Genomic DNA, 22,182 nt, shown 5'->3' on the forward strand with positions numbered 1-22,182 from the left:
AAGGAATGCCCTTATGCCCCTGTTCAAGCGCGTGGCCGAACACGACCGCGAGCCTGTGCCCTTCCTGCTCGACGGCCAGCCGGCCCAGGGCATGCACGGCGACACCCTGCTGACGGCCATCCTGACCCATTCGGAGCACCTGCGCGGTAGTGACTTCAGCGCCGAGCCACGCGCCGGGTTCTGCCTGATGGGCGCCTGCCAGGACTGCTGGGTACGCCTGCAGGACGGCCGCCGGGTGCGCGCCTGCTCGACGTTCCTTGAGCCAGGCCACTGCGTGAGCCGTGATCCGGGGCGCCGACCATGAGTGCAATCGTCATCATCGGTGCCGGCCCTGCCGGTATCCGCGCCGCGCAAACCTTGGTGGCCCACGGCGTACACCCAGTGCTGCTGGACGAAGCCAGCCGTGGCGGTGGGCAGATCTATCGCCAGCAGCCGGCCAACTTTCGCCGCCCGGCCAAAGCCTTGTATGGCTTTGAGGCCGGCAAGGCACAGGCCCTGCACAGCACACTTGAGCAGTTGCGCGGGCAGATCGACTACCGCCCGGAAACCCTGGTGTGGAACGCCGAGCAGCAGGTGCTGGACACCTTGCAGCAGGGCCAGTTGGCCGACCGGCTGGCCTTCGACCGAGTGATCGTCGCCACTGGCGCCACCGACCGCGTGTTGCCTATCCCTGGCTGGACCTTGCCCGGGGTGTACACCCTGGGCGCCGCACAGATTGCCCTGAAGTTCCAGGGCTGCGCCATCGGTGAGCGGGTGGTGCTGGCGGGCAGCGGGCCGCTGCTGTACCTGGTGGCCTACCAGTACGCCAAGGCCGGCGCCACGGTCAGCGCCGTGCTCGATACATCGCCGTTCAGTGCCCAGGTACGCGCCCTGCCACGCCTGCTGCTGCAGCCAGGCACCTTCGCCAAGGGCCTGTACTACCGCGCCTGGCTGGCCGCCAAGGGCGTGCCGGTGCATCAGGGTGTGACGCTGCTGGGTATCAATGGTGAGCACCGCGCCAGCGGTGTGCGCTGGGCACGAAATGGCCAGCAGCACAGCCTGCCCTGCGACGCCGTGGCGTTCGCCCACGCCCTGCGCAGTGAAACCCAGTTGGCCGACCTGCTCGGCTGCCAGTTTGCCTGGAATACCCTCAACCGCGCCTGGCTACCGGTACGTGATGCCCAAGGCCGCGCCAGCAGCCCAGGCGTGTACCTGGCCGGCGACGGCGCCGGCATCCTCGGTGCCGACGGCGCGGAAATGACCGGGGAACTGGCCGCCCTGACACTGCTGGCCGACCTGGGCAAGCCTGGCAACCCGCAACGCCAGCAGCAGCTGGAAAAGCGCCTGGCCACCCTGCAACGCTTTCGCCAAGGCCTGGAACAAGCCTTCCCATTCCCGCAGCAGTGGGCCCGGCAAGCGCCGGACCTGCTCACGGTTTGCCGCTGCGAGCAGATCAGCGCTGGCGAAATCCGCACCGCCGTGCGCGCCGGGCACTGGGAAATAAACCGGGTGAAGGCCATGTGCCGGGTCGGCATGGGCCGTTGCCAGGGCCGCGTGTGCGGTGCAGCCGCCGCCGAACTGATCGCCTGCGAAAGCGGTCGCCCCATTGACCAGGTCGGCCGCCTGCGCGGCCAGGCCCCGATCAAGCCCCTGCCCTTCGGCCTGGAGATCAAGCCATGACGCTGATCGAAGTGGATGCCATCATCGTCGGCGGCGGCATCGTCGGCAGCAGCGCCGCCTTGACCCTGGCCCGCAGTGGCCAGCAGGTGGCGCTGCTGGAGCGCGACTTCTGTGGCTCGCATTCCAGCGGCGTGAACTACGGCGGTGTACGCCGCCAGGGCCGCTCGTTGGCGCAACTGCCGTTGTCGATGCGTGCCCACGCCATTTGGGGGCAACTGCGCGAGTGGATCGGCATCGATGGCGAATACGCCCGCAGCGGCCACCTGAAGCTGGCACGCAGCGAAACCGACTTCGACGCCTTGAAAGCCTATGCCCGGCGGACCCAGGCCTTTGACCTACGCCTGCAATTGCTGGAGCGCCGCGAACTGCGCCAGCGCTTCCCCTGGGTGGGCGATATCGCCGTTGGCGCCTCGTACTGCCCCGAGGATGGCCACGCCAACCCTCGCCTGGTGTCACCCGCGTTCGCCCAGGCCGCCCGGCACAGCGGCGCCCAGGTACATGAGCAGTGCAAGGTGCTGGAAGTGGACCACGACGGCCAGCGCTTCACTGTGCGCACCAGCTCAGGCCAGTGCTTCAAGGCGCCCTGGCTGCTGAACTGCGCTGGCGCCTGGTCGGCGCAGTTGGCCGAGCAATACGGCGAGCCGGTGCCGCTGAGCGCAGCCCACCCGGCCATGCTGGTCACCGAGCCGCTCCCCCTGTTCATGACCGCCAGCACCGGGGTCGAAGGCGGTGGCATCTACGCCCGTCAGGTGGCACGCGGCAACTGCGTGCTGGGCGGTGGCCGTGGCTTCGCCCTGACCGCGACCACCGCGCGCCCTGGGCAAGCCGCCGTACTCGATATCCTGCGCAACGCCACCGAGCTGTACCCGGCATTGGCCGGCGCCCAGGCCATTCGCACCTGGAGCGGCACCGAGGGCTACCTGCCCGATGACGAACCGGTGCTCGGCCCGAGCCTGCTGCAACCTGGCCTGCTGCATGGCTTCGGCTTTGCCGGCGCCGGCTTCCAGATTGGCCCGGCAGCTGGCGAGGCCCTGGCGCAATGCGTACTCCATGGCGCGCCGGCAATCAGCCTGGCAGCCTTTTCCATCGACCGTTTTCAGCCCAACCACCACTACAAGGAAAACCTGTCATGACGCACAAGCAACGTTTGCTCGCCCTGTTCTGCACCGTGCCCGGCCTGTTCGCCTGCCTGCCCGCCATGGCTCAACCCACGCTGTACCTGGGCATGAACGGCGGCACCATGGAGCGGCTGTTCAGCGACAATATCCTGCCCCAGTTCGAGAAGGCCAACGGGGTGAAAGTGGTGATCGTCCCCGGTACTTCGGCCGACATCCTGGCCAAGGTCCAGGCCACCCCGAACAAGCCGTCGATCCATGTGATGGTGCTGGATGACGGCATCATGTACCGCGCCATCGGCATGGGCCTGTGCAGCACGCTCAAGCCCAACCCGACGCTGGCCCAACTGCCGGAAAAGGCCCTGATCAAGGACAAGGCCGCCGCCGTCAGCCTGGGCGTGACCGGGCTTGCCTACAACAGCCGCCTGTTCAAGGCCAAGGGCTGGGCAGCGCCCACTTCGTGGAACGACCTGGCCGACCCGCGCTTCAAGGACAAGGTGGTGTTCCAGTCGATGGCCTCGTCCACCTTTGGCCTGCACGGTTTCCTGATGTACAACCGCTTGCACGGCGGCAGCGATACCGACGTCAACCCAGGCTTCACTGCGTGGAAGAAAAACGTTGGCCCGAACGTGCTGGAGTACATCCCCAACTCGGCCAAGCTGTCGGAAATGGTGCAAACCGACGAAGCCGCGTTGTTCCCGCTCACCCCTACCCAGGTGACCGCGCTGAAGCTCAAGGGCATCCCGGTGGAGTATGCCGCACCGAAAGAAGGCGCCGTGGTGCTCAACCAGGCCGAGTGCGTCACCGCCAACAACGACCAGCCCGAGCTTGCACAAAAGCTTGCCGAGTTCCTGCTCAGCCCCGAGGCGCAAGCACCGGCGCTGGAGCTGGGTGACCAGATCCCGTCCAACCCCAACACCCCGACCAGCGACAAGACCCGTGGCCAGGTCGAAGCCATGCAAACCTACCTGCAAACGGCGGTGACCATCGACTGGGACCAGGTCAACACCCAACGCCCGGAATGGAACGCCCGCTGGAATCGCCAGATCGAGCGATAGGCCGAGGCCCCCTGACCCGCTGCCGGCCCCCCAGGTGCCGGCCAGCGGGCGCACCACCCGCTTGAGCCACCAATAACCGCAAAGTCGCTCTGCCCTGCAAAGGCGCGGATAGGGCTTCTGCACGCCCGAAAAACGGCTCAGGCACCCCTTGCATCACGCTGCCACTTAACTAGAACAAGCAATCGGAGCATGAAATGAGCATCAACCCACTCGGTGTCACCGCCCTTTTGCTGGCATCCGCCAGCCCCTTGTTGCAGGCCAGCGAGCAATCCGAATCGGCAGGCTTCATCGAAGGCAGCAAGCTGTCGATCAAGGCACGCAACATGTACATGCAGCGTGATAACCGCGCCAGCGGCGCCCGGCAGAACTACGGCGAGGAATGGGCCCAGGGTTTCATCGGCACCTTTCAGTCCGGCTTCACTCAAGGCACGCTGGGTTTCGGTATCGACCTGATCGGCCAGTACGCCTTCAAGCTCGACACCGGCGATGGCCGCACCGGTGGCGGCACTGGTCTGCTAGAGCAAGACAGCCACGGCGCCAAGCAGGACATCGGCAAGGCCGGTGCGGCGCTGAAAGTGCGTGCGTCCAACACCGTACTCAAATACGGCACACAAGTGATGGCGGTGCCGGTGCTGGCCACCTCCGACAGCCGCCTGCTGCCAGAGACCGTCGACGGTTTCTCGCTCACCAGCAAGGAAATCCGCAACCTGCAGTTGGATGCGGGCCACTTCACCGGCCTGACCAACCGCAACCAGTCGTCCCGCGACAGCGGGCGCATGACCGCAGTCGACTACATTGGTGGGGTCTACAGCTTCAATGAGCGGCTTTCCAGCAACCTGTACTACGCCAAGACTGCCGAGCACTTTCGCAAGTACTACGTGAACACCCGCTACCTGTTGCCGCTGGGCGCCAGCCAGTCACTGAAGCTGGATTTCAACGCCTACGACACCCAAAGCATCGGTCAGGCCCGCAGTGGCGACCTGGACAACCGCATCTGGAGCCTGGGCGGCACCTGGACGCTGGGCGCGCATGCCTTCACCCTCGCCTACCAGAAGGTGTCCGGCACCGGCGACTACGTGTACGGGCCGGATGGCAACGCCGTGTACAACTTCGCCAACTCGGTGCAGTACTCGGACTTCGACTACGAGAACGAGAAATCCTGGCAGGCCCGCTATGACCTTAACCTGGCCGCTTACGGGGCACCGGGGCTGAGCTTCATGACCCGCTACGTGAAAGGCACCGACTTCAAGAACGGCAGTGGCGGCGACCTGGATGGCAAGGCCTGGGAACGCGATGTCGAGTTGCGTTACGTGGTACAGGCTGGCGTGGCCAAGGATCTGTCGTTTCGCGTGCGCCAGGCCAGCTACCGCAGCTCGGACCGCGGCGGGCAGATCGATGAAGTACGGGTAATCACCGAGTATCCGCTCAACCTGTTCTGACCACCTGACAGGGCCCTGTAGGCGCAGGTTCACTCGCACCTACAGGGGCACCGGGGTTACTTGAGCTTGCGCCCCAGCGCCAGGAAGAACAGTTCGGACTGCAAGCGCTCGCCTTCGACCTGCTCCGCCACCTTCCGCGCCATGCCCGGGTCGGCCGGTTTCAGCTTCAGGCCGGTCGAGCGCGCCAGCACTTCCGCCTCACACGCCCGCTCCAGGTAATACAGGTCGTCATAGGCATGATCGATGCGCTCGGCACACACCACCACTCCGTGGTTGCCAAGGAACACGATGTCTGCCCCATTCATGGCCTGGGCAATACGCTCCCCCTCGCGATGGTCCAGGGCAAAGCCGTTGTATTGGTCGTCGATTACCAGGCGGTCGTGAAAGCGCATGGCATTCTGCGACAGCGTGGTGTCCAGGGCTCGGGCCTCGGTCAGGCTTAGCGCAGTGGCGTGCGGCATGTGCGTGTGCAGTACGCAGGTTTTGCGCGCCACACGGTGGATCGCGGCATGGATGAACATCGCCGTCGGTTCGATTTCATGACGCCCCGCAAGGCGCTTGCCGAAGTCATCGACCATGACGATGTCGTCAGCCTGCACTTCTTCCCACATCAGGCCGCGCGGGTTGAGCAGAAACAGGTCGGGCCGGCCCGGCAAGGTCACGCTGAAGTGGTTGCACACGCCTTCTGCAAGGCCATGGTGGGCGGCGGCGCGCAGGGCCAGCGCCAGTTGCTCGCGCAACCGCGCGACTTCAGGCTGGTTGTACAGGTCTTGCTCCAGGCTTTGAACGGCTTGCATAGGTCGTTTCTCCTTATTGGCTGCTGCCGAAACGGTTAGGCACGAGCACGAACAGCACCGCGCCGAGGAACGCACAACCCGCCACCACGTACAGCGAAAGGTCGGTGCTATGGGTCAAGTCCACGGTCCAGCCCACCAGGAACGGGCTGAAAAAGCCGGCCAGGTTGCCGATCGAGTTGATCAGCGCCACGCCGGCGGCGGCATTGGCCCCCAACAGCGCAGTGGGTACGGTCCAGAAGATAGGGAAGGAGGCCATCACCCCGCAGGTGGCCAAGGTCAGCCCGAGCATGGCCAGCACGCCACTGTGGGCGAAGTGCGCAGCGATGATCAGGCCAACCATGCCAATGAACAGTGGAATCGCCAGGTGCCATTTGCGCTCGTTGCGCAGGTCGGCCGAACGCCCGATGTAGATCATCACGCCGCTGGCGACCAGGTAAGGAATGGCCGTCAGCAGGCCGACCGACTGCAAGTCGTCGAAGCCGGCGTTGCGGATGATGGTCGGCATCCAGAAACCCAGGGCGTACTCGCCCATTTCGATCAGGAAGTACACCAGGCTGAAATACCAGATCACCGGTGAGAACAGAAAGCTGCTCAGCGACCTGCGCTGCGCGCTCGACGGTCGACGCATGGCATCCCTGGTCAGTTCGTCCCCCACCAAGCGCTTTTCTGCCGCGCTAAGGAAGTTCGCGTCCTGGTAACTGTCTGGCAGGCAGCGTTTGACCAACAGACCAACCACGACAGTGGGCAGGCCATACAACAGAAACAGCCATTGCCAGCTCGCCACGCCCATGGGTGCATGCCGCATGGCTGACATGATCCAGCCCGACAGCGGCCCTCCAATGATCCCCGATAGCGGAATAGCAGCCATGAACAAGGCAATGACCCGCCCGCGCCGCTCGCTGGGGAACCAGCGCGTGAAGTAGAAGATGATGCCCGGAAAGAACCCGGCTTCAGCCACACCAATCAGAAAACGCAGGGCATAGAAGGTGCTGGCCTGCTCGATGAACATCATCAGCGAAGTCAGACACCCCCAGGCCACCATGATGAAACCGATCCAGCGCCGCGCACCGACACGCTCCAGCATCATGTTGCTGGGCACGGCGAACACCAGGTAGCCCAGGAAGAAAATACCCGCGCCCAGACCGTAGGCGGTTTCGGAGATATGCAGGTCAGCCAGCATGTCCAGCTTGGCGAAGCTGACGTTGATCCTGGCGAAGTAGGCCAGCACATAGCAAACGAACAGAAACGGAATCAGCCGCAGTGACATCTTGCGGTAAATCGCATCGAGTTGATGGGCCGGCGCACGCTCTGCCCCATCAAGGATCGCCTCTTTCATGTTTTCACCTTGTATGCACGTTTGTTCTAGTTGTAGGCATTGATGAATAGGTACTGCTGTCGTTGTTGTTATGTCTCGCTGGCCAGGCCTGGCTCGGTGAAACGCTAGGCCGAACATTGCTGATTGTCAACAATCAACAATTAACGGTAGTAATTTCAGCAGGTTGGCTGCTGCGTGCCAAAGGTTTCTGCTCAACCCGTGCGCGCGTGCGAGCGGCCGGGTGTACAGCCAACGGCGGCGAATGCTATATGTGGGCGTATCGCCACCAGGACCTGTGTCTATGAAATCCATCCAGCTTCGGCCGGTTTCGAAGCTTTCTGCAGAACAACAAGCCACCGAAAGCCTTCGTGAATCGATCTTGTCGGGGCATCTGAAGCCCGGTGAGCGCATTACCGAAACGGCACTTGCCGATCAGTTGGGCATCGCCCGCGGCACCTTGCGCACCGGCCTAAACCGGTTGGCGACAGAGGGGATCGTGGTGCAGACGCCGTATGTGGGCTGGCAAGTGGCTGAGCTGACAGCCGACGACATCTGGGAAATCTGGACGCTGCGTGGCAGCCTGGAACGGCTGGCCGCCACACTGGTGGCCAAGCAAGGCGATGCGCAGGTGCTGCAGGCGATCGAAGCGGCGTTTCTGGCGCTGCAGAAGGCCTGTGCCAAAGGGACACGCAAGGCCATCAACCAATGCGACTTCACCCTGCACCAGGCCATTATCGAAGGTACCGGCCACCAGCGTCTGATCCGCCAGTACGCACTGGTACAGCAGCAAGTGCGCTGGGTCATCAACACCACCAACCTGCTGATGCATACCAGCCCCGAGACCATCCTGGAGCAGCATCAGGCCTTTGTGCAGGCGATCCTCAAGGGCGAGAGCGAGACTGCCGGCGAACTGGCCTGGCAGCACAATGCCTACGATGGCGAGCGGCTGGTGCAGTGGGTGCAGGGGAACGCCTGATGGGTGGGTTAGCCCTGTAAAAAGCCGATGAAACGCCCCCGCCGGGCCATTTCAATCCAGCACGGGTCGAAGCAGCGCCTGCGCCTCGTACAGTGCCGGTAAGTAGCGCAGCCGTACCTCATCCACGCTAAGCCGTGATGCATGGGTCGTGATGGTCAGCGTTGCTTTCAACTGACCGGCCCGGTCCAGCAACGGCACACCCAGTACCCGCATGCCGATTTCATACTCCTGATCAACGATGCAGAAACCCTGCGCCTTCACCCGCTGCAACGCAGCCTCCAGCTGTGCCCGGTCAGTCTGCGTGTAAGGCGTCAACGCACGCAGCGGGTTACGCACGAAGTACTCATCCCGGTCCGCCTCATCCAGCCAGGCCAGCCAAACCCGCCCACCGGCCGTGCAATGCATCGGCACCCGAGAGCCCGGCCTGATCGACAACGACGCCACATGGCTGTAGCGGCTGCGCACCAGGTGGATGATCTCGTCACCATCGCGGGTACCCACCGATACATGCTCCTGCGTCTGCCGCGCTACCTGCTCCACAATCGGCCGCAGCATGCGCGGCAGTTGCGCCGAGTCGACATACGCCTGGCCAAGGCGCAAGGCCTTGGGCGTCAACCAGTACTCACGGCTGTCCGTTTCGGCAAAGCCTTCATGTACCAAGGTCAGCAGAAAGCGCCGTGCAGCGCTGGGCGTAAGGCCGGACAGCCTGGCTGCCTGGGGCACGCTCAGGCGTGGCTGCTCGGCACTGAACAGTTGCATCAGCGCCAGGCCTTTCTGCAAGCCCGCGATCAGGTCACGGGGGTGAATAGCGGGTGTGCTCATGCATTCGGCTCGCAAGCAGGGGACAAAAACAGCCGATTACTGCGATAACCGGCTCATGGTTGCGATTATCGCACTAAATACCCGATGAGCGCATTGTTACCCACGCCCCTCTGGCCCACCCTTGCCGCCATAACAACGCCAATAAGGAGGTCAGCATGATTCGTGGTTCCACTGAACTGGTCGCCATCGTCGGTTCGCCCATCGCCCAGGTGAAGTCCCCGGAAAACTTCAACACTTGGTTCACCCACAACAATTGCAACCTCGCCATGCTGCCCATCGACCTGCATGAGGCAGCGTTGGACAGCTTTGCCGGCACCCTGCGCGGCTGGCAGAACCTGCGCGGCTGTGTGGTCACCGTGCCGTACAAGCAGGCCCTGGCCAACCGCCTGGACGGCCTGAGCGAACGCGCAGCGGCCCTGGGCTCGGTCAATGTGATACGTCGCGAGCGCGACGGGCGCCTGCTGGGCGACAACGTGGACGGCGCAGGCTTCCTGGGCGCTGCGCGCAAGCATGGTTTCGAGCCAGCGGGCAAGCGGGCCTTGGTGATCGGTTGCGGCGGTGTTGGCAGTGCCATCGCCTATGCACTGGGCGAGGCAGGTATTGCCAGCATCACCCTCAGCGACCCCAGCACAGCGCGCATGGGTGCGGTGTGCGAATTGCTCGGCAGCGCCTTCCCCGGGCTTACGATCAGCACGCAGTTCAGTGGGCTGGAAGATTTCGACCTGGTGGCCAACGCCTCGCCTGTCGGCATGGGCAACAGTGCGGAACTGCCACTGTCCGCCGCCCTAGTGGCCACTCTACAGCCCGACACCCTGGTAGCCGACGTGGTCACTTCGCCCGAGATCACCCCGTTGCTGAACCGCGCACGCCAAGTAGGCTGCGCGATCCAGACCGGCCCGGAAATGGCCTTCGCCCAACTCGGCCACCTTGGCGCCTTCATGGGCGTAACGCCGCTGGAGATCTGAAACCATGGCGACCACTGACGACACGCAACACCGCTTCGACCTGGTGGTACTGGGCAGCGGCGCCGGTGGCTTTGCCGCTGCCGCCACGGCGGCCCGCCGTGGGCTGAAGGTCCTGGTGGTGGAAAAGGCCGAGCACTTTGGCGGTACCTCGGCGATATCTGGCGGTGCGGTGTGGCTATACGGCACCGATCAAGCCCGCGCCGCCGGAGCCAAGGACTCCCCCGAGGCCATGCGCACCTACCTCAAGCAGGTGATCGGCGACGGCTACGACCCTCTTCTGGGTAACGCCTTCATCGAACAAGGCCACCAGGCGCTGCGCTGGCTGGAGCAGAACACCGAGTTGCGCTATGCCCTGCGCCCACACTCGCCCGACTACTATCCCGATGCCCCCGGTGCCACTCAGTTCGGTCGCGCGCTGGAAATGGTCGAGTACGATGGCAAGCACCTCGGCGCACGCTTCAAAGACCTGCAGATGCCCCCGCCCGGGATGCTGCTGTTCGGCGGCATGATGGTCAACCGCGTGGATATCCAGCATTTCCTGAGCATTCGCCGCTCGCCCAGGTCGCTGTGGCACTGCCTGAAACTGATGGCGCGTTACGCGCGGGACCGCCTGCAGCACCCGCGTGGCACGCGGCTTACCACCGGCAATGCATTGATCGCCCGCCTCGCCACCAGCGCTTTTGCCAACGGCACGCAGCTTTGGTTGCGCAGCGAAGCCGTGGAGTTGATCGTCGAGCGCGGCGTAGTCACTGGCGTAGTTGTACAGCGCGAGGGCCGTCGTGTGCGGGTATCTGCTCGTGGTGGCGTGGTGTGCGCAATGGGCGGGTTCGCTGCTGGCGCACTGGCCGCCAACTACAGACCGCCCCAAGAGGCGCCGCACCTGACCATGTCACCGCCGGCCAACGACGGTGCCGCCCTGCGCCTTTGCCAGGCCGTGGCAGCAGCCGAGGGCGAGGGCCTGGCGGCCAACTTCTTCTGGGCGCCGGTTTCCGAACTGCGCCACGCCGGGGGTGAGCGTGAACGCTTCCCCCACCTGGTCACCGACCGCGCCAAACCTGGCGTGATTGCGATCGACCCGGCCGGGCGGCGCTTCGTCAACGAATCCGACTCCTACCACCATTTTGTGCAGACCATGTTCGCCAACAGCATTGCCAGTTGCTGGCTGGTCTGCGATGCCGAAGCGATGAATCGCTACGGGCTGGGTCTGGCGCGGCCAAAGCCGGTGAACAACCAGGCGTTGATCGACGCCGGCTACTTGTACCGGGCCTCAACACCACAAGCCCTGGCCCAGGCCATCGGCGTCGACCCACAGGTGTTTGCGCAAACCCTCGAGCAGTTCAATGCCGATGCCCGCAATGGCATCGACCGCGCGTTCGGCAAAGGCAGCAACCGCTACAACCGCTACATGGGCGACCCGCAACACACGCCCAACCCCTGCCTGGCGCCATTGAGCAGTGGGCCGTTCTACGCCATCCGCATCCACACCGGCGACCTCGGCTCTGCCCGCGGCCTGGTGACCAACGCCGATGCCAACGTGTTGAACCGTAGCGGCCAGCCCATCACCGGGCTGTATGCGGTCGGCAACGACATGAACTCATTGATGAAGGGTACCTACCCCGGCCCCGGCATCACCTTGGGCCCTGCCCTCACCTTCGGCTGGCTCGCTGCCAACCACATCACCGCGCGCCTGCAGGCGCCGACTGCCCACACGGAGACCCCAGCATGTACTACGAACTGAGAACCTACACCCTCGACCCACTGAAAATGGCCGACTGGCTGGCCCTGTACCAAAGCCATGCGCTGGAAGTGCAAAGCGAACACCTGGGCAACCTGGTCGGTTTTTTCACCAGTGAGTTCGGCGACGTCAACCAGGTGGTGCACATCTGGGGCTACGCCAGCCTCGACGAGCGCATGGCTCGCCGCGCAGCCATGGCGGCAGACCCGCGCTGGGCGGAGTTCTCGCGGCGCAACCGCGAGCTGGGTGCGGTACAGCGCCTGCAATCGCGGCTGCTGCGGCCGACCGGCTTCTCACCGCTGCAATAAACCGCACGCCACCTCTTCCCATGCCTGAGTGGACCCCTTCCATGCAACCCCTCGACTGTGACGTACTCGTCATCGGCGCCGGCGCCTCTGGCCTGGCTGCCGCCGTAACCGCCGCACATCACGGCCTGCAAGTGATCGTGGCGGAAAAAGCCAGCCAGCTGGGCGGCACCAGCGCCTGGTCGGGGGGCTGGTTGTGGATACCACGCAACCCGCTGGCCATCGCCGAGGGCATCCTTGAAAACGACGATGCCCCGGAGCGTTACTTACGAGCGCAAACCCACACCCGCGCGCTGGACCCACGCCAACGCGCGTTCCTGCGCCATGGCCCGGAGATGGTGGCGTTCTTCCAGCAACACACTGCCGTGCAGTTCCAGTGCGGTAGCCGTATGCCCGACATGCGTGAAGGCGATGGCAGTGCACGCGGCGGGCGCTCGCTGTGTGCGCTGCCCTATGACGGTCGCCTGCTCGGGCCTTGGCTGCACAAGCTGCGCCCGCCGCTGGATATCGTCAGCCTGGCCGGCATGGGCGTTGCCGGGGGCGCCGACATGGCCGCCTTCTTCAACGCCACCCGCTCGCCCAAGGCGGCGCTGCATGTGGGCAAACGCCTGTTGCGTCATGGGCGCGACCTGCTGCTGCACCGTCGCGGGCTGCAATTGGTCAACGGCAACGCGCTGGTGGCGCGCCTGCTGCGCAGCGCCCTCGACCTCGGCGTGAACTTGCTGACCGACAAACCCGCCAGCCGCTTGCTGGGCGAAGGGCGGGTCAGCGGCGCACTGTTCGCCGATGGCCAGGTCATCCATGCCCGCCGTGGTGTGGTGTTGGCCTGCGGCGGCTTCCCGCATGACCGCCAGCGCATCGCGCAGCTGATGCCGCACGCGCCGGACGGTGACCAGCATTATTCCGCTGCGCCCAGGGAAAACAGCGGAGACGGTTTGCGCCTGGGCGAACAGGCCGGTGGCCTGGTACCCACCACTGCGGTCCATAGTGGCGCGTGGGCACCTGTGTCGCGGGTGCCGCGACGCGATGGCGGTTTCGGTCATTTCCCGCACTTGATCGACCGCGCCAAGCCCGGGTTCATTGCCGTGCGCCGCGATGGCCGGCGCTTCGTCAACGAAGCCGATTGCTACCACGATTTCATGAACGCGCTGTTCGCCGCCACGCCGCAAGGCGAGCGGCCAGAGGCCTGGCTGATCTGTGACCACACTGCGCAACGGCGCTATGGCATTGGGTGGGCCAAACCGTTTCCCTTCCCTACCCGCTTCTATCAGCGCAGTGGCTATTTGCACAACGGCGCTACCCTGGCGCAATTGGCGCAGCGCTGTGGGATCGACGCTGCGCAGTTGCAGCGCACGGTAGAAGGCTTCAACCAATATGCAGCCCAAGGTAGAGACCCTGCTTTCCAGCGAGGAGTATCGGCATACAACCAGGCCCAGGGCGAACCGCTGCAAGTGCCCAACCCATCGTTGCGTCCGCTGCTGAAGGGGCCGTTTTACGCGGTAAAACTGCTGCCAGGCAGCCTTGGCACCTTCGCCGGCCTGGGCACAGACGCCTCGGCCCGCGTGCTGGACCACGCGGGGCAGCCGATACCCGGGCTGTTTGCAGTGGGTAACGACATGCACAGCGTGATGGGTGGGCACTACCCGAGCGGCGGTATTACCCTTGGGCCGGGGATGACCTTTGGGTATCTGGCCGGGAGAGCATTGAGTGGCTTGAGCTCAATATGACCACAGCGAGGCCTGATTTTCGAAACGGCTACTCATAGGGTTACTCCATCTGAGCAACCTTGAGTGGCTGTTGCAACAACCCTCGCGGTAAACGGAAGCCCTTGAACGGCTGCTGGGTAATGGGCAGCCTGCCCTTCTCATCAAAACTGCGCCCATCCAGCAACAAGGCTCAAAGCCTTCTACCCTTTATTGACGTGAATCCCTGCCGCGCCCGCAGGCCAACGCAACCGTTCGGTAACCGAACAGTAGCCCGTCTCTTGAATTGACGCTGCCGCCTTCACTGCTCACCATGCACCGGCCTTGCGTGCCCCCCTGCCTGGGAACCGGTCACGTACCCGTAGCACCGCAGCTGAATACAATTTCAAGAAACGAGCAGTTTATGAACCACTCCAAGATCACCCCCGCCGCACCCCGGATGTCCCAGGGTTCGATCGGCGACAAGCTTCGCGGCGCCTTCGGCGTCGGCAAAACCCGTTGGGGCATGCTTGCCCTGGTGTTCTTCGCCACCACCCTGAACTACATCGACCGCGCCGCCCTTGGCATCATGCAGCCCGTGCTGGCCAAGGAAATGAGCTGGACGGCGATGGACTACGCCAACATCAATTTCTGGTTCCAGGTCGGTTACGCCATCGGCTTTCTGCTGCAGGGCCGGCTGATCGACAAAGTCGGGGTCAAACGCGCCTTCTTCTTCGCCGTGCTGCTGTGGAGCCTGGCCACCGGTGCCCATGGCCTGGCTACCTCGGCGGCAGGTTTCATGGTGTGCCGCTTCATCCTCGGTCTGACCGAGGCCGCCAACTACCCGGCTTGCGTCAAGACCGTGCGCCTGTGGTTCCCAGCGGGTGAGCGAGCGATTGCCACCGGGTTGTTCAACGCCGGCACCAACGTCGGTGCCATGGTCACCCCGGCCCTGCTGCCGCTGATCCTCGCCGTGTGGGGCTGGCAGGCCGCGTTCATCGCCATGGGCAGCCTGGGCCTGGTATGGGTGGTGCTGTGGGTGCTGAAGTACTACAACCCCGAAGACCACCCCAGCGTGCGCCAGAGCGAGGTGCAGTACATCCAGCAGGACGACGAGCCCGAGCCGACCCGCGTGCCGTTCAGCCGTATCCTGCGCCTGCGTGGCACCTGGGCGTTTGCAGTGGCCTATGCGATTACCGCACCGGTGTTCTGGTTCTACCTGTACTGGCTGCCGCCATTCCTCAACCAGCAGTACAGCCTGGGCATCAACGTGACCCAGATGGGCATCCCGCTGATCATCATCTGGCTGACGGCGGACTTTGGCAGCATCGGTGGTGGCATCTTGTCGTCGTGGCTGATTGGCCGTGGCGTGCGTGCCACGACTGCGCGGCTGGTGTCGATGCTGATCTTCGCCTGCACCATGCTCAGCGTCATCTTTGCCGCCAACGCCAGTGGCCTTTGGGTTGCAGTGGCCGCCATCTCGCTGGCCGTGGGCGCGCACCAGGCGTGGACGGCGAACATCTGGAGCCTGGTGATGGACTACACACCCAAGCACCTGGTGAGCACGGTGTTCGGGTTTGGCAGCATGTGCGCGGCGATTGGCGGGATGTTCATGACGCAAATCGTCGGCAGCGTGTTGACCGCTACCCACAACAACTATGCCGTGCTGTTCACCATGATCCCGGCCATGTACTTCCTGGCGCTGGTGTGGATGTACTTCATGGCACCGCGCAAGGTCGAGAGCGCCTGAGGGCGCTAGCCACTTTTCTCTACGGGGCCCTTGCGGGCCCTTTTTTTGGGCTGGTGATAATGGCCATGACAGTGGGAGCGGCCTTGCGTCGCGAAAGGGCTGCAAAGCAGCCCCAGCGATTTCTGCAACACGCCTGAGAATCTGGGGCCGCTTTGCGGCCCTTTCGCGACACAAGGCCGCTCCTACAAAAGGGGGCGCTGCCGGTCGAAATCAGACCTTGGCCAACACCGCCAGGGCTTTCTCCAGCGCCATGCGCGCGCGCTGTTCGCCGCTGATGCCCTGCTCCAGCAACTGCCGTGTGGGTATTTCCAGGCTCAGCGGCACGGTTGGCGGCAAGCCGCGCAGCAGGCTGACCAGGTCGGCATCGCCATCACCGGGGAAGCGTCGCTCGTTACGCGCCTGGCGCAGAATCTCGTCCATGTCGGCCGGTACTGGGCCGGCCACGTCACACAGCTGGGCATAGCGCATGCGCTGCGGTGCCAACTGCGCCAGGTGGTCCAACGATGAGTGGGATCGGTTGAAGTGGAAGGCATCCACCAGCACGCAGCCATTGGCGTGGTCGGCGTTGGCCACCACTCGCATGGCCTGGCGCAGGTCGCGCACGTCGGTCCAGGGCATGAACTCCAGGTGCGGGTAGATGCCGTAGCGCGCCGCCAGCTCGCACAAAGCGGCAAAGCGTTCGGTCAGCCGCGCTTCGTCCGGGTCGTTGCCAGCCACCAGCAGTTCGGTGCCCCCCAACTCGGCGCCCACCGCCAGGATCGGTTCGAAATCGGCGACGCAGGTTTCCGGCTTGAGGCGCAGAATCTCCAGGTCGAGCACCTTGATGCCGGTGTCGCGCAGGCGCGCCTGGGTCTGCCGACGCAGGTCGGCATCGGCCACCAACGGGAAGTGCTGCTCGTGTTCGGTAGCGGGCACCAGGCGTAGGCCAACGTGGCTGTAACCCGCGCGGGCGGCAGCCTCGACCATGTCCGGTGGGGACAGCTCGAGTACCGTCAGGGCCGCGAGGGAGAAAATCCGATCAGTCATTTATCGTCACCAGTAAAGAGTAAGGTTGCTTCAGCCAATGTGCTCGGGCGCGCAGGCCCGGCCGCTTTCGGCTGCCTGGCGGATCGCTTCGATCAGCGCGAGGGTGCGGCCACCGTCGGCGGCATCGATCAGCGGCGCCTGTTCACCACGGGCAACCCGCACGAAGTGCTGCAACTGCAGGGTCAACGCCTCGCCAGCGGGGATGCTCTCCTCGCACTGCAGCAGCGGCGTGTGCCAGCCCGAACCGGCCTCGGCGTAATGCCAGCGCTTGAGCTGGGGAATGCTCAACGCCCCTTGAGTACCAGCCAGCATGTAACACGGCTGACCGTCCTGGCGCGGGTAGATCGGGCTTTCGCCAGAGTCCAGCTCCCAGCTCCAGGGCGCGGCCACCGCGTCCGAGCCCGTCAGGCTGCCCAACGCGCCATTGGCGAATTGCAGCAGCACTGCTGCGCTGTCTTCGTTGGCAAAACCACGTACATCGTTGCGGGTGAACGCCTGCACCTGCACCACCTCACCACACAGGTGACGCAGCAGATCCAGGTCGTGGATCAGGTTGGTCAGCAAAAAGCCCGCCCCTGGCTCGCGACGCCAGGGGGTTTCGAAATAGCTGTCGGGCTTTTGCAACTGCCACAGCGCGGTGACGTTGATCAGCCGGCCCAGCTTGCCTTCGCTGATCACCTGGTGCGCCTTGGCGATCAGCGGGTTGTGCCGGCGATGGTGGCCGACCAGCACCGGCACATTGCGCCGATGCGAAGCCTCTACCAGTGCCCGAACTTCATCCAGATGTACGCCTACCGGTTTTTCTACAAGCACCGGCACGCCGGCCTCGACGCAATCCAACGCGGTGGCCACATGCTGATTGTTGGGGTTGGCGATGATCACCGCCTCCGGGCGCACACGCTCCAGCATCTGGCGATGGTCGGCAAAACAAGGCACACCGCACTCGGCGGCGAAGGCTTCGGCCTGTGGGCCGGGGTCGGCCACGGCACACAGTTGGGCTTGCGGCACATTGCGCAAGTGCTGGTAGTGCTGGCGGCCCATGATGCCAGCGCCGATCAAGGCAATACGAAGGGGTGCGTTCAACAGCCTGTCCTCTTGTCATTGTTGTTTTGTGAATTCTGAAACTCAGTTCCAGAATCAACGATCAACAATTTAGAACCTGGTTCAGCTTTTCAGAAGAACCGGCGCAACAGACTGTGCGGTAATCGACCGCTTTATGCCTTCAAGCGAACAACTCGCTGGCGCGGCTGGCAGCCGACAGTTCGTCCGCCGCCGCCAGCAGCAGCGGTGCCAGCTCGGGCAGGCGGCTTTGTGCCAGGCGCGCGCTGGGCCCGGCGATGCTCAGCACGCCGATGACCTCGTCACTTTGCGGGCGGCGCACCACTGCGGCGAGGGCCGACGTGCCAATGGCGGAGGTTTCCTCGACCCAGGCGTAGCCACGCTCGCGGGCGCGGTGCAGGTAGGCGAGCAGCTCATCGGTGGAGCGCGGTGCATTCGGGCCGAACTGAGCGGGGTCGGCAATGCCTTGGCGCAACACCATCTGCAGCGCCTGCTCATCGTTCAGGCTGGCCAGCCAGGCATGCCCGGAGGCGGTATAGAACAGCGGCGCATCGCGGCCCATGTCCGGGTCGTAGCGCAGCCCGGAGCGGGCGCCCTGGGACTTGGCGATCCAGGTTTGCCGGACGCCCTCGATCACACCCAGGCGTACCAGTTCACCGCTGTCCTGGGCCAGGCGGTCGAGAATCGGCTGGATGATGTCGGCACCGCTGCTGGCCAGGTAACGAAAGCCCTGCGCGACCAGCTTGGCCGATAGCTGATAACGGCTGCTTTCCCGGTTTTGTCGCACATAGCCCAGCCGCACCAGCTCGGTGAGCATGCGGTGGGCAGCGCTTTTGGGAATGTCCAGGCGCTCGGCCAGGGTTTGCAGCGGTAGCCCCTGGGGCTCACCGGCAAGGCTTTCTACAAGACTGAAGGCGCGTTCGATCTGACTACCAGCCATGACACAGGTCCCTGATTTTTTTGCGAATTCTAGAAGATGATTCCACATCGTCGCTAGCCAGCGACTGTGAATGTCCGATGATCGCCCAGTACTTGCCTGGCACAACCCGCCTGCCCTTGCAGGCCGAGACGCTGCCGACAAGAATATGGAACCTTGTTCCAATAACAATACAGGAATCCCGTGATGCCTTCCGCTCCCTTCGAAACCGAATGCGATGTACTGGTCATAGGCTCTGGCGCCGCCGGGCTGGCTGCGGCCGTAACGGCTGCCTGGCATGGGCAGAAGGTGATCCTGGTGGAGAAGGAACCGGTGTTTGGCGGTGCCACCGCCTGGTCCGGTGGCTGGGCCTGGGCGCCGCGCAATCCACTGGCGCGCAGGGCCGGCATCGTAGAAGACATCGAACAGCCACGCACTTATCTGCGCCATGAACTGGGGGCTAACTACAACGCCGAGCGCGTCGATGCCTTCCTTGAAGCGTGCCCGCACATGGTGGCGTTTTTCGAGAAGCACACGGCGTTGCAGTTTGCCGACGGCAACGGTATACCCGACATGCATGGCGACACACCGGGGGCAGCCCAGGGCGGGCACCAGGTGATCGCCGCGCCCTATGACGCCCGCGAGGTTGGCGCCCTGCTGCCGCGCTTGCGCAAGACCCTGCGCGAAACCTCGTTCATGGGCATGCCGATCATGGCCGGCGCCGACCTTGCTGCTTTTCTCAACATGACCCGCTCGCCCAAAGCCCTGCTGCATGTGTGCAAACGCTTTGGCCGCCACCTGTACCACCTGGCCCGCTACGGCCGGGCGATGCACCTGGTCAACGGCGTGGCGCTGGTGGCGCGCCTGGCCAAATCGGCGCAGGACCTGGGCGTGCACCTGCAAGAATCGGCGCCGGCCAAGCACCTGCTGGTCGAGGATGGCCAGGTGCGCGGGGCACGGGTGGCCACACCGCAGGGCGAGCAGCTGATTCGCGCCAAGGCCGTAGTGCTGGCGGCAGGCGGCTTCCCCAACGACAACGCCCGCCGCCGGCAATTGTTCCCCCGCGATGCCAGCGGCCACGACAACCTGGCGCTGCCGCCCAAGGGCTGCTCGGGCGATGGCCTGCGCCTGGGGGAATCTGCCGGTGGCGTGGTTGCCACCGACTTGAAATCGCCGGTGGCCTGGGCACCGGTTTCGCAGGTGCCGCACCGCGACGGCAGCGTCGGCCATTTTCCGCACATTATCGAGCGCGGCAAGCCGGGCATTATCGGCGTGCTGGCCAACGGCAAGCGCTTCGTCAATGAAGCGCATGGCTACTACGACTATGTATCGGCGATGGTCGCGGCGGTGCCGCAGGATGAAGCGGTGTGTTCGTGGCTGGTCTGCGACCATCGGTTCCTGCGCCGCTACGGGCTGGGCCACGCCCGCCCCGCGCCGTTGCCGGTGGGGCCCCATGTGCGCAGCGGCTACCTCAAGCAAGGCGCCACGCTGGAAGCGTTGGCGGATGCCTGCGGCATTGACCCGGCCGGGTTAAGGGCCACGGTCAGCGACTTCAACAAGCACGCACGCAATGGCCAGGACCCCGCCTTTGGCCGGGGCTCCACGCCGTTCAACCGTAAGCAAGGCGACCCTGGGCACAAAGGCCCCAACCCTTGCGTGGCGCCCATCGAGCACGGGCCGTTCTATGCGGTGAAAGTACAGCCCGGCTGCTTCGGCACCTTTGCCGGGCTGCGCACCGACGGCAATGCCCGGGTGCTGGATGAGGCCGGGCAGCCGATTGCAGGTTTGTATGCGGCGGGTACCGACATGGCCAGCGTGTTTGGTGGCTGGTACCCATCGGGCGGCATCAACCTGGGGCCGGCGCTGACCTTCGGCTATGTGGCCGGGCGGCATATTGCCGGGGCGCAAGGATACGAGTGAGGCAAGCCGAAAGGCTTGCAGCGCCCTGTTCAGAAAATGAACACTCGCAAAACCGTCGATTGTTCAGGTTGTGAACACCGCCAGGCCCGCAGCTCCTGAATTCTATGGCCGCTGCACCTTGGCACACCCCCTGCAACAAGCATCCGTGAACACAACAACACAGGATGCTTTGCGTGGATACCTTACTGCCCAACGAACTCTGGAACGAGCGGCTGTTCACCGGTACCTGGGTACCCGGTGAGCTGCCCGCCACCGCCGTTACCTCCCCTGGCAATGGCGTGGCACTGGGTGCCCTGGCCAACGCCGGTGCCAAACAGGTGGAGCACAGCGCGCGCGAGGCCGCCACGGCCCAGCGCAGTTGGTATGCCCTGCCCTACGACGAACGCGCCAAAGTCCTGCGCAAGGCCGCCGCTATCGCCGAGCAATACCAGGCCGAGATCGCCAACTGGATCGTTCGCGAAAGTGGCTCGACCCAGGCCAAGGCCGGCTTCGAGGCCTCCATCAGCATCAAAGCGCTGCACGAAGCCTGTGCCCTTCCCTCGCGCAGCCAAGGCGAAGTACTGCCTTCCACAGCCGGCCGCCTGAGCATCGCGCGGCGCCGCCCGCTGGGCGTGATCGGAGTCATTTCACCATTCAACTTCCCGCTGTACCTGGCCATGCGTGCGGTTGCCCCGGCACTGGCCACGGGCAATGCGGTCGTGCTCAAGCCCGACCCGCGCACCGCAGTGTGCGGCGGCCATGTCATCGCCCGCATCTTCGAGCTGGCAGGTTTGCCGGCAGGCGTGCTGCATGTGCTGCCGGGCGGCGCAGAGGCCGGTGCAGCGCTGACTGCGTCACCCAGCGTGGCGATGATCCAGTTCACCGGTTCCACCGCCGCTGGCCGCAAAGTGGGCGAAGCTGCCGGTCGCCACCTGAAGAAAGTCTCGCTCGAACTGGGAGGCAAGAACTCGTTGATCATCCTCGACGACGCCGACCTGGACCTGGCCATCGCCAACGCTACCTGGGGGGTGTACCTGCACCAGGGGCAAATCTGCATGTCGACCGGCCGGGTGCTGGTGCAACGGGGCATCTATGACGCGTTCGTCGCGCGCCTGGTGGCCAAGGCACGCAGCCTGACGGTGGGCGACCCGGCCAGCGGCCAGGTACACCTAGGCCCGCTGATCAACGCGGCCCAGCGTGACAACGCCTTGCGCATCGTCGACGCCGCACGCGCTGCCGGGGCAACGCTGGCAACCGGCGGTGCGGCTGACGGGCTGTTCTTCCAGCCGACCGTGCTCAGCGACGTGCAGCGTGACAACCCGGCATTTCACGAGGAAATCTTTGGCCCCGTGGCCGTGGTGGTGCCGTTCGATAGCGATGAGCAGGCCGTGGAACTGGCCAACGACACGGACTACGGCTTGAGCGCCGCCATCCTGTCGCGCGATACCGGCCGCGCCTTGCGCCTGGGCGAACAATTGCGCACCGGGCTTCTGCATATCAACGACCAGACCGTCAACGACGAGGTCATCAACCCTTTCGGCGGCGTGGGTGCATCCGGCAACGGCAGCAGCATCGGTGGCGCCGCCAACTGGGAAGAGTTCACCCAATGGCAATGGCTGACCCTCAAGGGCCAAGCGCCTGCCTACCCCCTGTAACCCCGGAGA

General features: G+C 64.6%; 19 protein-coding genes. 13 read left to right on the forward strand and 6 right to left on the reverse strand.

The features are described from left to right. Positions 1 to 13 precede the first annotated feature (13 nt). The 5 genes from APH35_RS05965 (at position 14) to APH35_RS05985 (ending at position 5,271) form a co-directional block, all read left to right on the forward strand. Complete coding sequence (locus APH35_RS05965; protein WP_012272829.1) at positions 14 to 304, forward strand: (2Fe-2S)-binding protein; 291 nt, start codon at positions 14 to 16, stop codon at positions 302 to 304. Beyond that, positions 301 to 1,659 carry an FAD/NAD(P)-dependent oxidoreductase gene (locus APH35_RS05970; RefSeq protein ID WP_060514405.1) on the forward strand — a complete coding sequence of 453 codons (1,359 nt, stop codon included), beginning with the start codon at positions 301 to 303 and terminating at the stop codon, positions 1,657 to 1,659. The genes APH35_RS05965 and APH35_RS05970 overlap by 4 nt, the downstream gene beginning before the upstream one ends. Then, positions 1,656 to 2,792 (forward strand): NAD(P)/FAD-dependent oxidoreductase, encoded by a 1,137-nt coding sequence (locus tag APH35_RS05975; protein ID WP_012272831.1) that lies wholly within the window; start codon positions 1,656 to 1,658, stop codon positions 2,790 to 2,792. The genes APH35_RS05970 and APH35_RS05975 overlap by 4 nt, the downstream gene beginning before the upstream one ends. Then, the gene (locus APH35_RS05980) at positions 2,789 to 3,832 is read left to right on the forward strand and encodes a polyamine ABC transporter substrate-binding protein (protein WP_012272832.1); all 1,044 of its coding nucleotides are present in this window, start codon (positions 2,789 to 2,791) and stop codon (positions 3,830 to 3,832) included. The genes APH35_RS05975 and APH35_RS05980 overlap by 4 nt, the downstream gene beginning before the upstream one ends. Positions 3,833 to 4,026: 194 nt before the next feature. Then, positions 4,027 to 5,271, forward strand: coding sequence for an OprD family porin (locus tag APH35_RS05985; protein WP_060514406.1), 1,245 nt, complete (start codon positions 4,027 to 4,029; stop codon positions 5,269 to 5,271). A 56-nt stretch (positions 5,272 to 5,327) separates the two neighbouring features. Here APH35_RS05985 and APH35_RS05990 read toward each other — a convergent pair whose 3' ends face one another. Next, positions 5,328 to 6,068, reverse strand: coding sequence for an aldolase (locus APH35_RS05990; protein ID WP_060493691.1), 741 nt, complete (start codon positions 6,066 to 6,068; stop codon positions 5,328 to 5,330). Between the two features lie 13 nt (positions 6,069 to 6,081). Continuing rightward, positions 6,082 to 7,404 (reverse strand): MFS transporter, encoded by a 1,323-nt coding sequence (locus APH35_RS05995; protein ID WP_012272835.1) that lies wholly within the window; start codon positions 7,402 to 7,404, stop codon positions 6,082 to 6,084. A gap of 280 nt (positions 7,405 to 7,684) precedes the next feature. On the opposite strand from APH35_RS05995, the gene APH35_RS06000 reads away from it, so the two are divergent. Further along, complete coding sequence (locus APH35_RS06000; protein ID WP_012272836.1) at positions 7,685 to 8,359, forward strand: GntR family transcriptional regulator; 675 nt, start codon at positions 7,685 to 7,687, stop codon at positions 8,357 to 8,359. Positions 8,360 to 8,410: 51 nt separating this feature from the next. Here APH35_RS06000 and APH35_RS06005 read toward each other — a convergent pair whose 3' ends face one another. After that, positions 8,411 to 9,181 (reverse strand): IclR family transcriptional regulator, encoded by a 771-nt coding sequence (locus APH35_RS06005; RefSeq protein ID WP_012272837.1) that lies wholly within the window; start codon positions 9,179 to 9,181, stop codon positions 8,411 to 8,413. Between the two features lie 155 nt (positions 9,182 to 9,336). Here APH35_RS06005 and APH35_RS06010 point away from each other — a divergent pair, with 155 nt between their 5' ends. The 5 genes from APH35_RS06010 (at position 9,337) to APH35_RS06030 (ending at position 15,618) form a co-directional block, all read left to right on the forward strand. Beyond that, a complete protein-coding gene (locus tag APH35_RS06010; RefSeq protein ID WP_012272838.1) occupies positions 9,337 to 10,146 on the forward strand; it encodes a shikimate dehydrogenase family protein in 810 nt (269 codons plus the stop codon). A 4-nt stretch (positions 10,147 to 10,150) separates the two neighbouring features. Next, entirely contained in the window at positions 10,151 to 11,884 is a 1,734-nt protein-coding gene (locus APH35_RS06015) for an FAD-dependent oxidoreductase (protein WP_060514407.1), read from the forward strand. Then, entirely contained in the window at positions 11,869 to 12,189 is a 321-nt protein-coding gene (locus APH35_RS06020) for an NIPSNAP family protein (protein WP_012272840.1), read from the forward strand. The genes APH35_RS06015 and APH35_RS06020 overlap by 16 nt, the downstream gene beginning before the upstream one ends. Positions 12,190 to 12,230: 41 nt before the next feature. Continuing rightward, entirely contained in the window at positions 12,231 to 13,913 is a 1,683-nt protein-coding gene (locus APH35_RS06025; RefSeq protein WP_060514408.1) for an FAD-dependent oxidoreductase, read from the forward strand. Positions 13,914 to 14,292: 379 nt separating this feature from the next. After that, positions 14,293 to 15,618 carry an MFS transporter gene (locus APH35_RS06030; protein WP_012272860.1) on the forward strand — a complete coding sequence of 442 codons (1,326 nt, stop codon included), beginning with the start codon at positions 14,293 to 14,295 and terminating at the stop codon, positions 15,616 to 15,618. A 210-nt stretch (positions 15,619 to 15,828) separates the two neighbouring features. Here the strand turns inward: APH35_RS06030 and APH35_RS06035 are convergent, their stop codons facing one another. From APH35_RS06035 to APH35_RS06045, 3 genes are all read right to left on the reverse strand, one after another. Further along, positions 15,829 to 16,644, reverse strand: coding sequence for a sugar phosphate isomerase/epimerase family protein (locus tag APH35_RS06035; protein WP_060514409.1), 816 nt, complete (start codon positions 16,642 to 16,644; stop codon positions 15,829 to 15,831). A 30-nt stretch (positions 16,645 to 16,674) separates the two neighbouring features. Further along, a complete protein-coding gene (locus tag APH35_RS06040) occupies positions 16,675 to 17,727 on the reverse strand; it encodes a Gfo/Idh/MocA family protein (RefSeq protein ID WP_071984461.1) in 1,053 nt (350 codons plus the stop codon). A 139-nt stretch (positions 17,728 to 17,866) separates the two neighbouring features. Further along, positions 17,867 to 18,643 carry an IclR family transcriptional regulator gene (locus APH35_RS06045; protein ID WP_012272863.1) on the reverse strand — a complete coding sequence of 259 codons (777 nt, stop codon included), beginning with the start codon at positions 18,641 to 18,643 and terminating at the stop codon, positions 17,867 to 17,869. Positions 18,644 to 18,826: 183 nt separating this feature from the next. Between APH35_RS06045 and APH35_RS06050 the strand changes: the two genes are divergently transcribed. Both APH35_RS06050 and APH35_RS06055 read left to right on the forward strand, forming a co-directional pair. Continuing rightward, on the forward strand, positions 18,827 to 20,539 hold the full coding sequence (locus APH35_RS06050) for an FAD-dependent oxidoreductase (protein ID WP_060493855.1): 1,713 nt from the start codon (positions 18,827 to 18,829) through the stop codon (positions 20,537 to 20,539). Between the two features lie 164 nt (positions 20,540 to 20,703). Continuing rightward, entirely contained in the window at positions 20,704 to 22,173 is a 1,470-nt protein-coding gene (locus APH35_RS06055) for a benzaldehyde dehydrogenase (RefSeq protein ID WP_176729437.1), read from the forward strand. The last annotated feature ends 9 nt before the right edge of the window (positions 22,174 to 22,182 follow it).

Source organism: Pseudomonas sp. NBRC 111132, from assembly GCF_001320565.1.
In the GTDB taxonomy this organism is placed as follows: Bacteria; Pseudomonadota; Gammaproteobacteria; order Pseudomonadales; family Pseudomonadaceae; genus Aquipseudomonas; species Aquipseudomonas putida_P.

What these genes read in the sequence shown, in the direction of transcription:
- APH35_RS05965 (WP_012272829.1), top strand. Translation starts at nt 14, where the DNA reads ATGCCCCTGTTCAAGCGCGTGGCCGAACACGACCGCGAGCCTGTGCCC.
- APH35_RS05970 (WP_060514405.1), top strand. Translation starts at nt 301, where the DNA reads ATGAGTGCAATCGTCATCATCGGTGCCGGCCCTGCCGGTATCCGCGCC.
- APH35_RS05975 (WP_012272831.1), top strand. Translation starts at nt 1,656, where the DNA reads ATGACGCTGATCGAAGTGGATGCCATCATCGTCGGCGGCGGCATCGTC.
- APH35_RS05980 (WP_012272832.1), top strand. Translation starts at nt 2,789, where the DNA reads ATGACGCACAAGCAACGTTTGCTCGCCCTGTTCTGCACCGTGCCCGGC.
- APH35_RS05985 (WP_060514406.1), top strand. Translation starts at nt 4,027, where the DNA reads ATGAGCATCAACCCACTCGGTGTCACCGCCCTTTTGCTGGCATCCGCC.
- APH35_RS05990 (WP_060493691.1), bottom strand. Translation starts at nt 6,068, where the DNA reads ATGCAAGCCGTTCAAAGCCTGGAGCAAGACCTGTACAACCAGCCTGAA.
- APH35_RS05995 (WP_012272835.1), bottom strand. Translation starts at nt 7,404, where the DNA reads ATGAAAGAGGCGATCCTTGATGGGGCAGAGCGTGCGCCGGCCCATCAA.
- APH35_RS06000 (WP_012272836.1), top strand. Translation starts at nt 7,685, where the DNA reads ATGAAATCCATCCAGCTTCGGCCGGTTTCGAAGCTTTCTGCAGAACAA.
- APH35_RS06005 (WP_012272837.1), bottom strand. Translation starts at nt 9,181, where the DNA reads ATGAGCACACCCGCTATTCACCCCCGTGACCTGATCGCGGGCTTGCAG.
- APH35_RS06010 (WP_012272838.1), top strand. Translation starts at nt 9,337, where the DNA reads ATGATTCGTGGTTCCACTGAACTGGTCGCCATCGTCGGTTCGCCCATC.
- APH35_RS06015 (WP_060514407.1), top strand. Translation starts at nt 10,151, where the DNA reads ATGGCGACCACTGACGACACGCAACACCGCTTCGACCTGGTGGTACTG.
- APH35_RS06020 (WP_012272840.1), top strand. Translation starts at nt 11,869, where the DNA reads ATGTACTACGAACTGAGAACCTACACCCTCGACCCACTGAAAATGGCC.
- APH35_RS06025 (WP_060514408.1), top strand. Translation starts at nt 12,231, where the DNA reads ATGCAACCCCTCGACTGTGACGTACTCGTCATCGGCGCCGGCGCCTCT.
- APH35_RS06030 (WP_012272860.1), top strand. Translation starts at nt 14,293, where the DNA reads ATGAACCACTCCAAGATCACCCCCGCCGCACCCCGGATGTCCCAGGGT.
- APH35_RS06035 (WP_060514409.1), bottom strand. Translation starts at nt 16,644, where the DNA reads ATGACTGATCGGATTTTCTCCCTCGCGGCCCTGACGGTACTCGAGCTG.
- APH35_RS06045 (WP_012272863.1), bottom strand. Translation starts at nt 18,643, where the DNA reads ATGGCTGGTAGTCAGATCGAACGCGCCTTCAGTCTTGTAGAAAGCCTT.
- APH35_RS06050 (WP_060493855.1), top strand. Translation starts at nt 18,827, where the DNA reads ATGCCTTCCGCTCCCTTCGAAACCGAATGCGATGTACTGGTCATAGGC.
- APH35_RS06055 (WP_176729437.1), top strand. Translation starts at nt 20,704, where the DNA reads ATGCTTTGCGTGGATACCTTACTGCCCAACGAACTCTGGAACGAGCGG.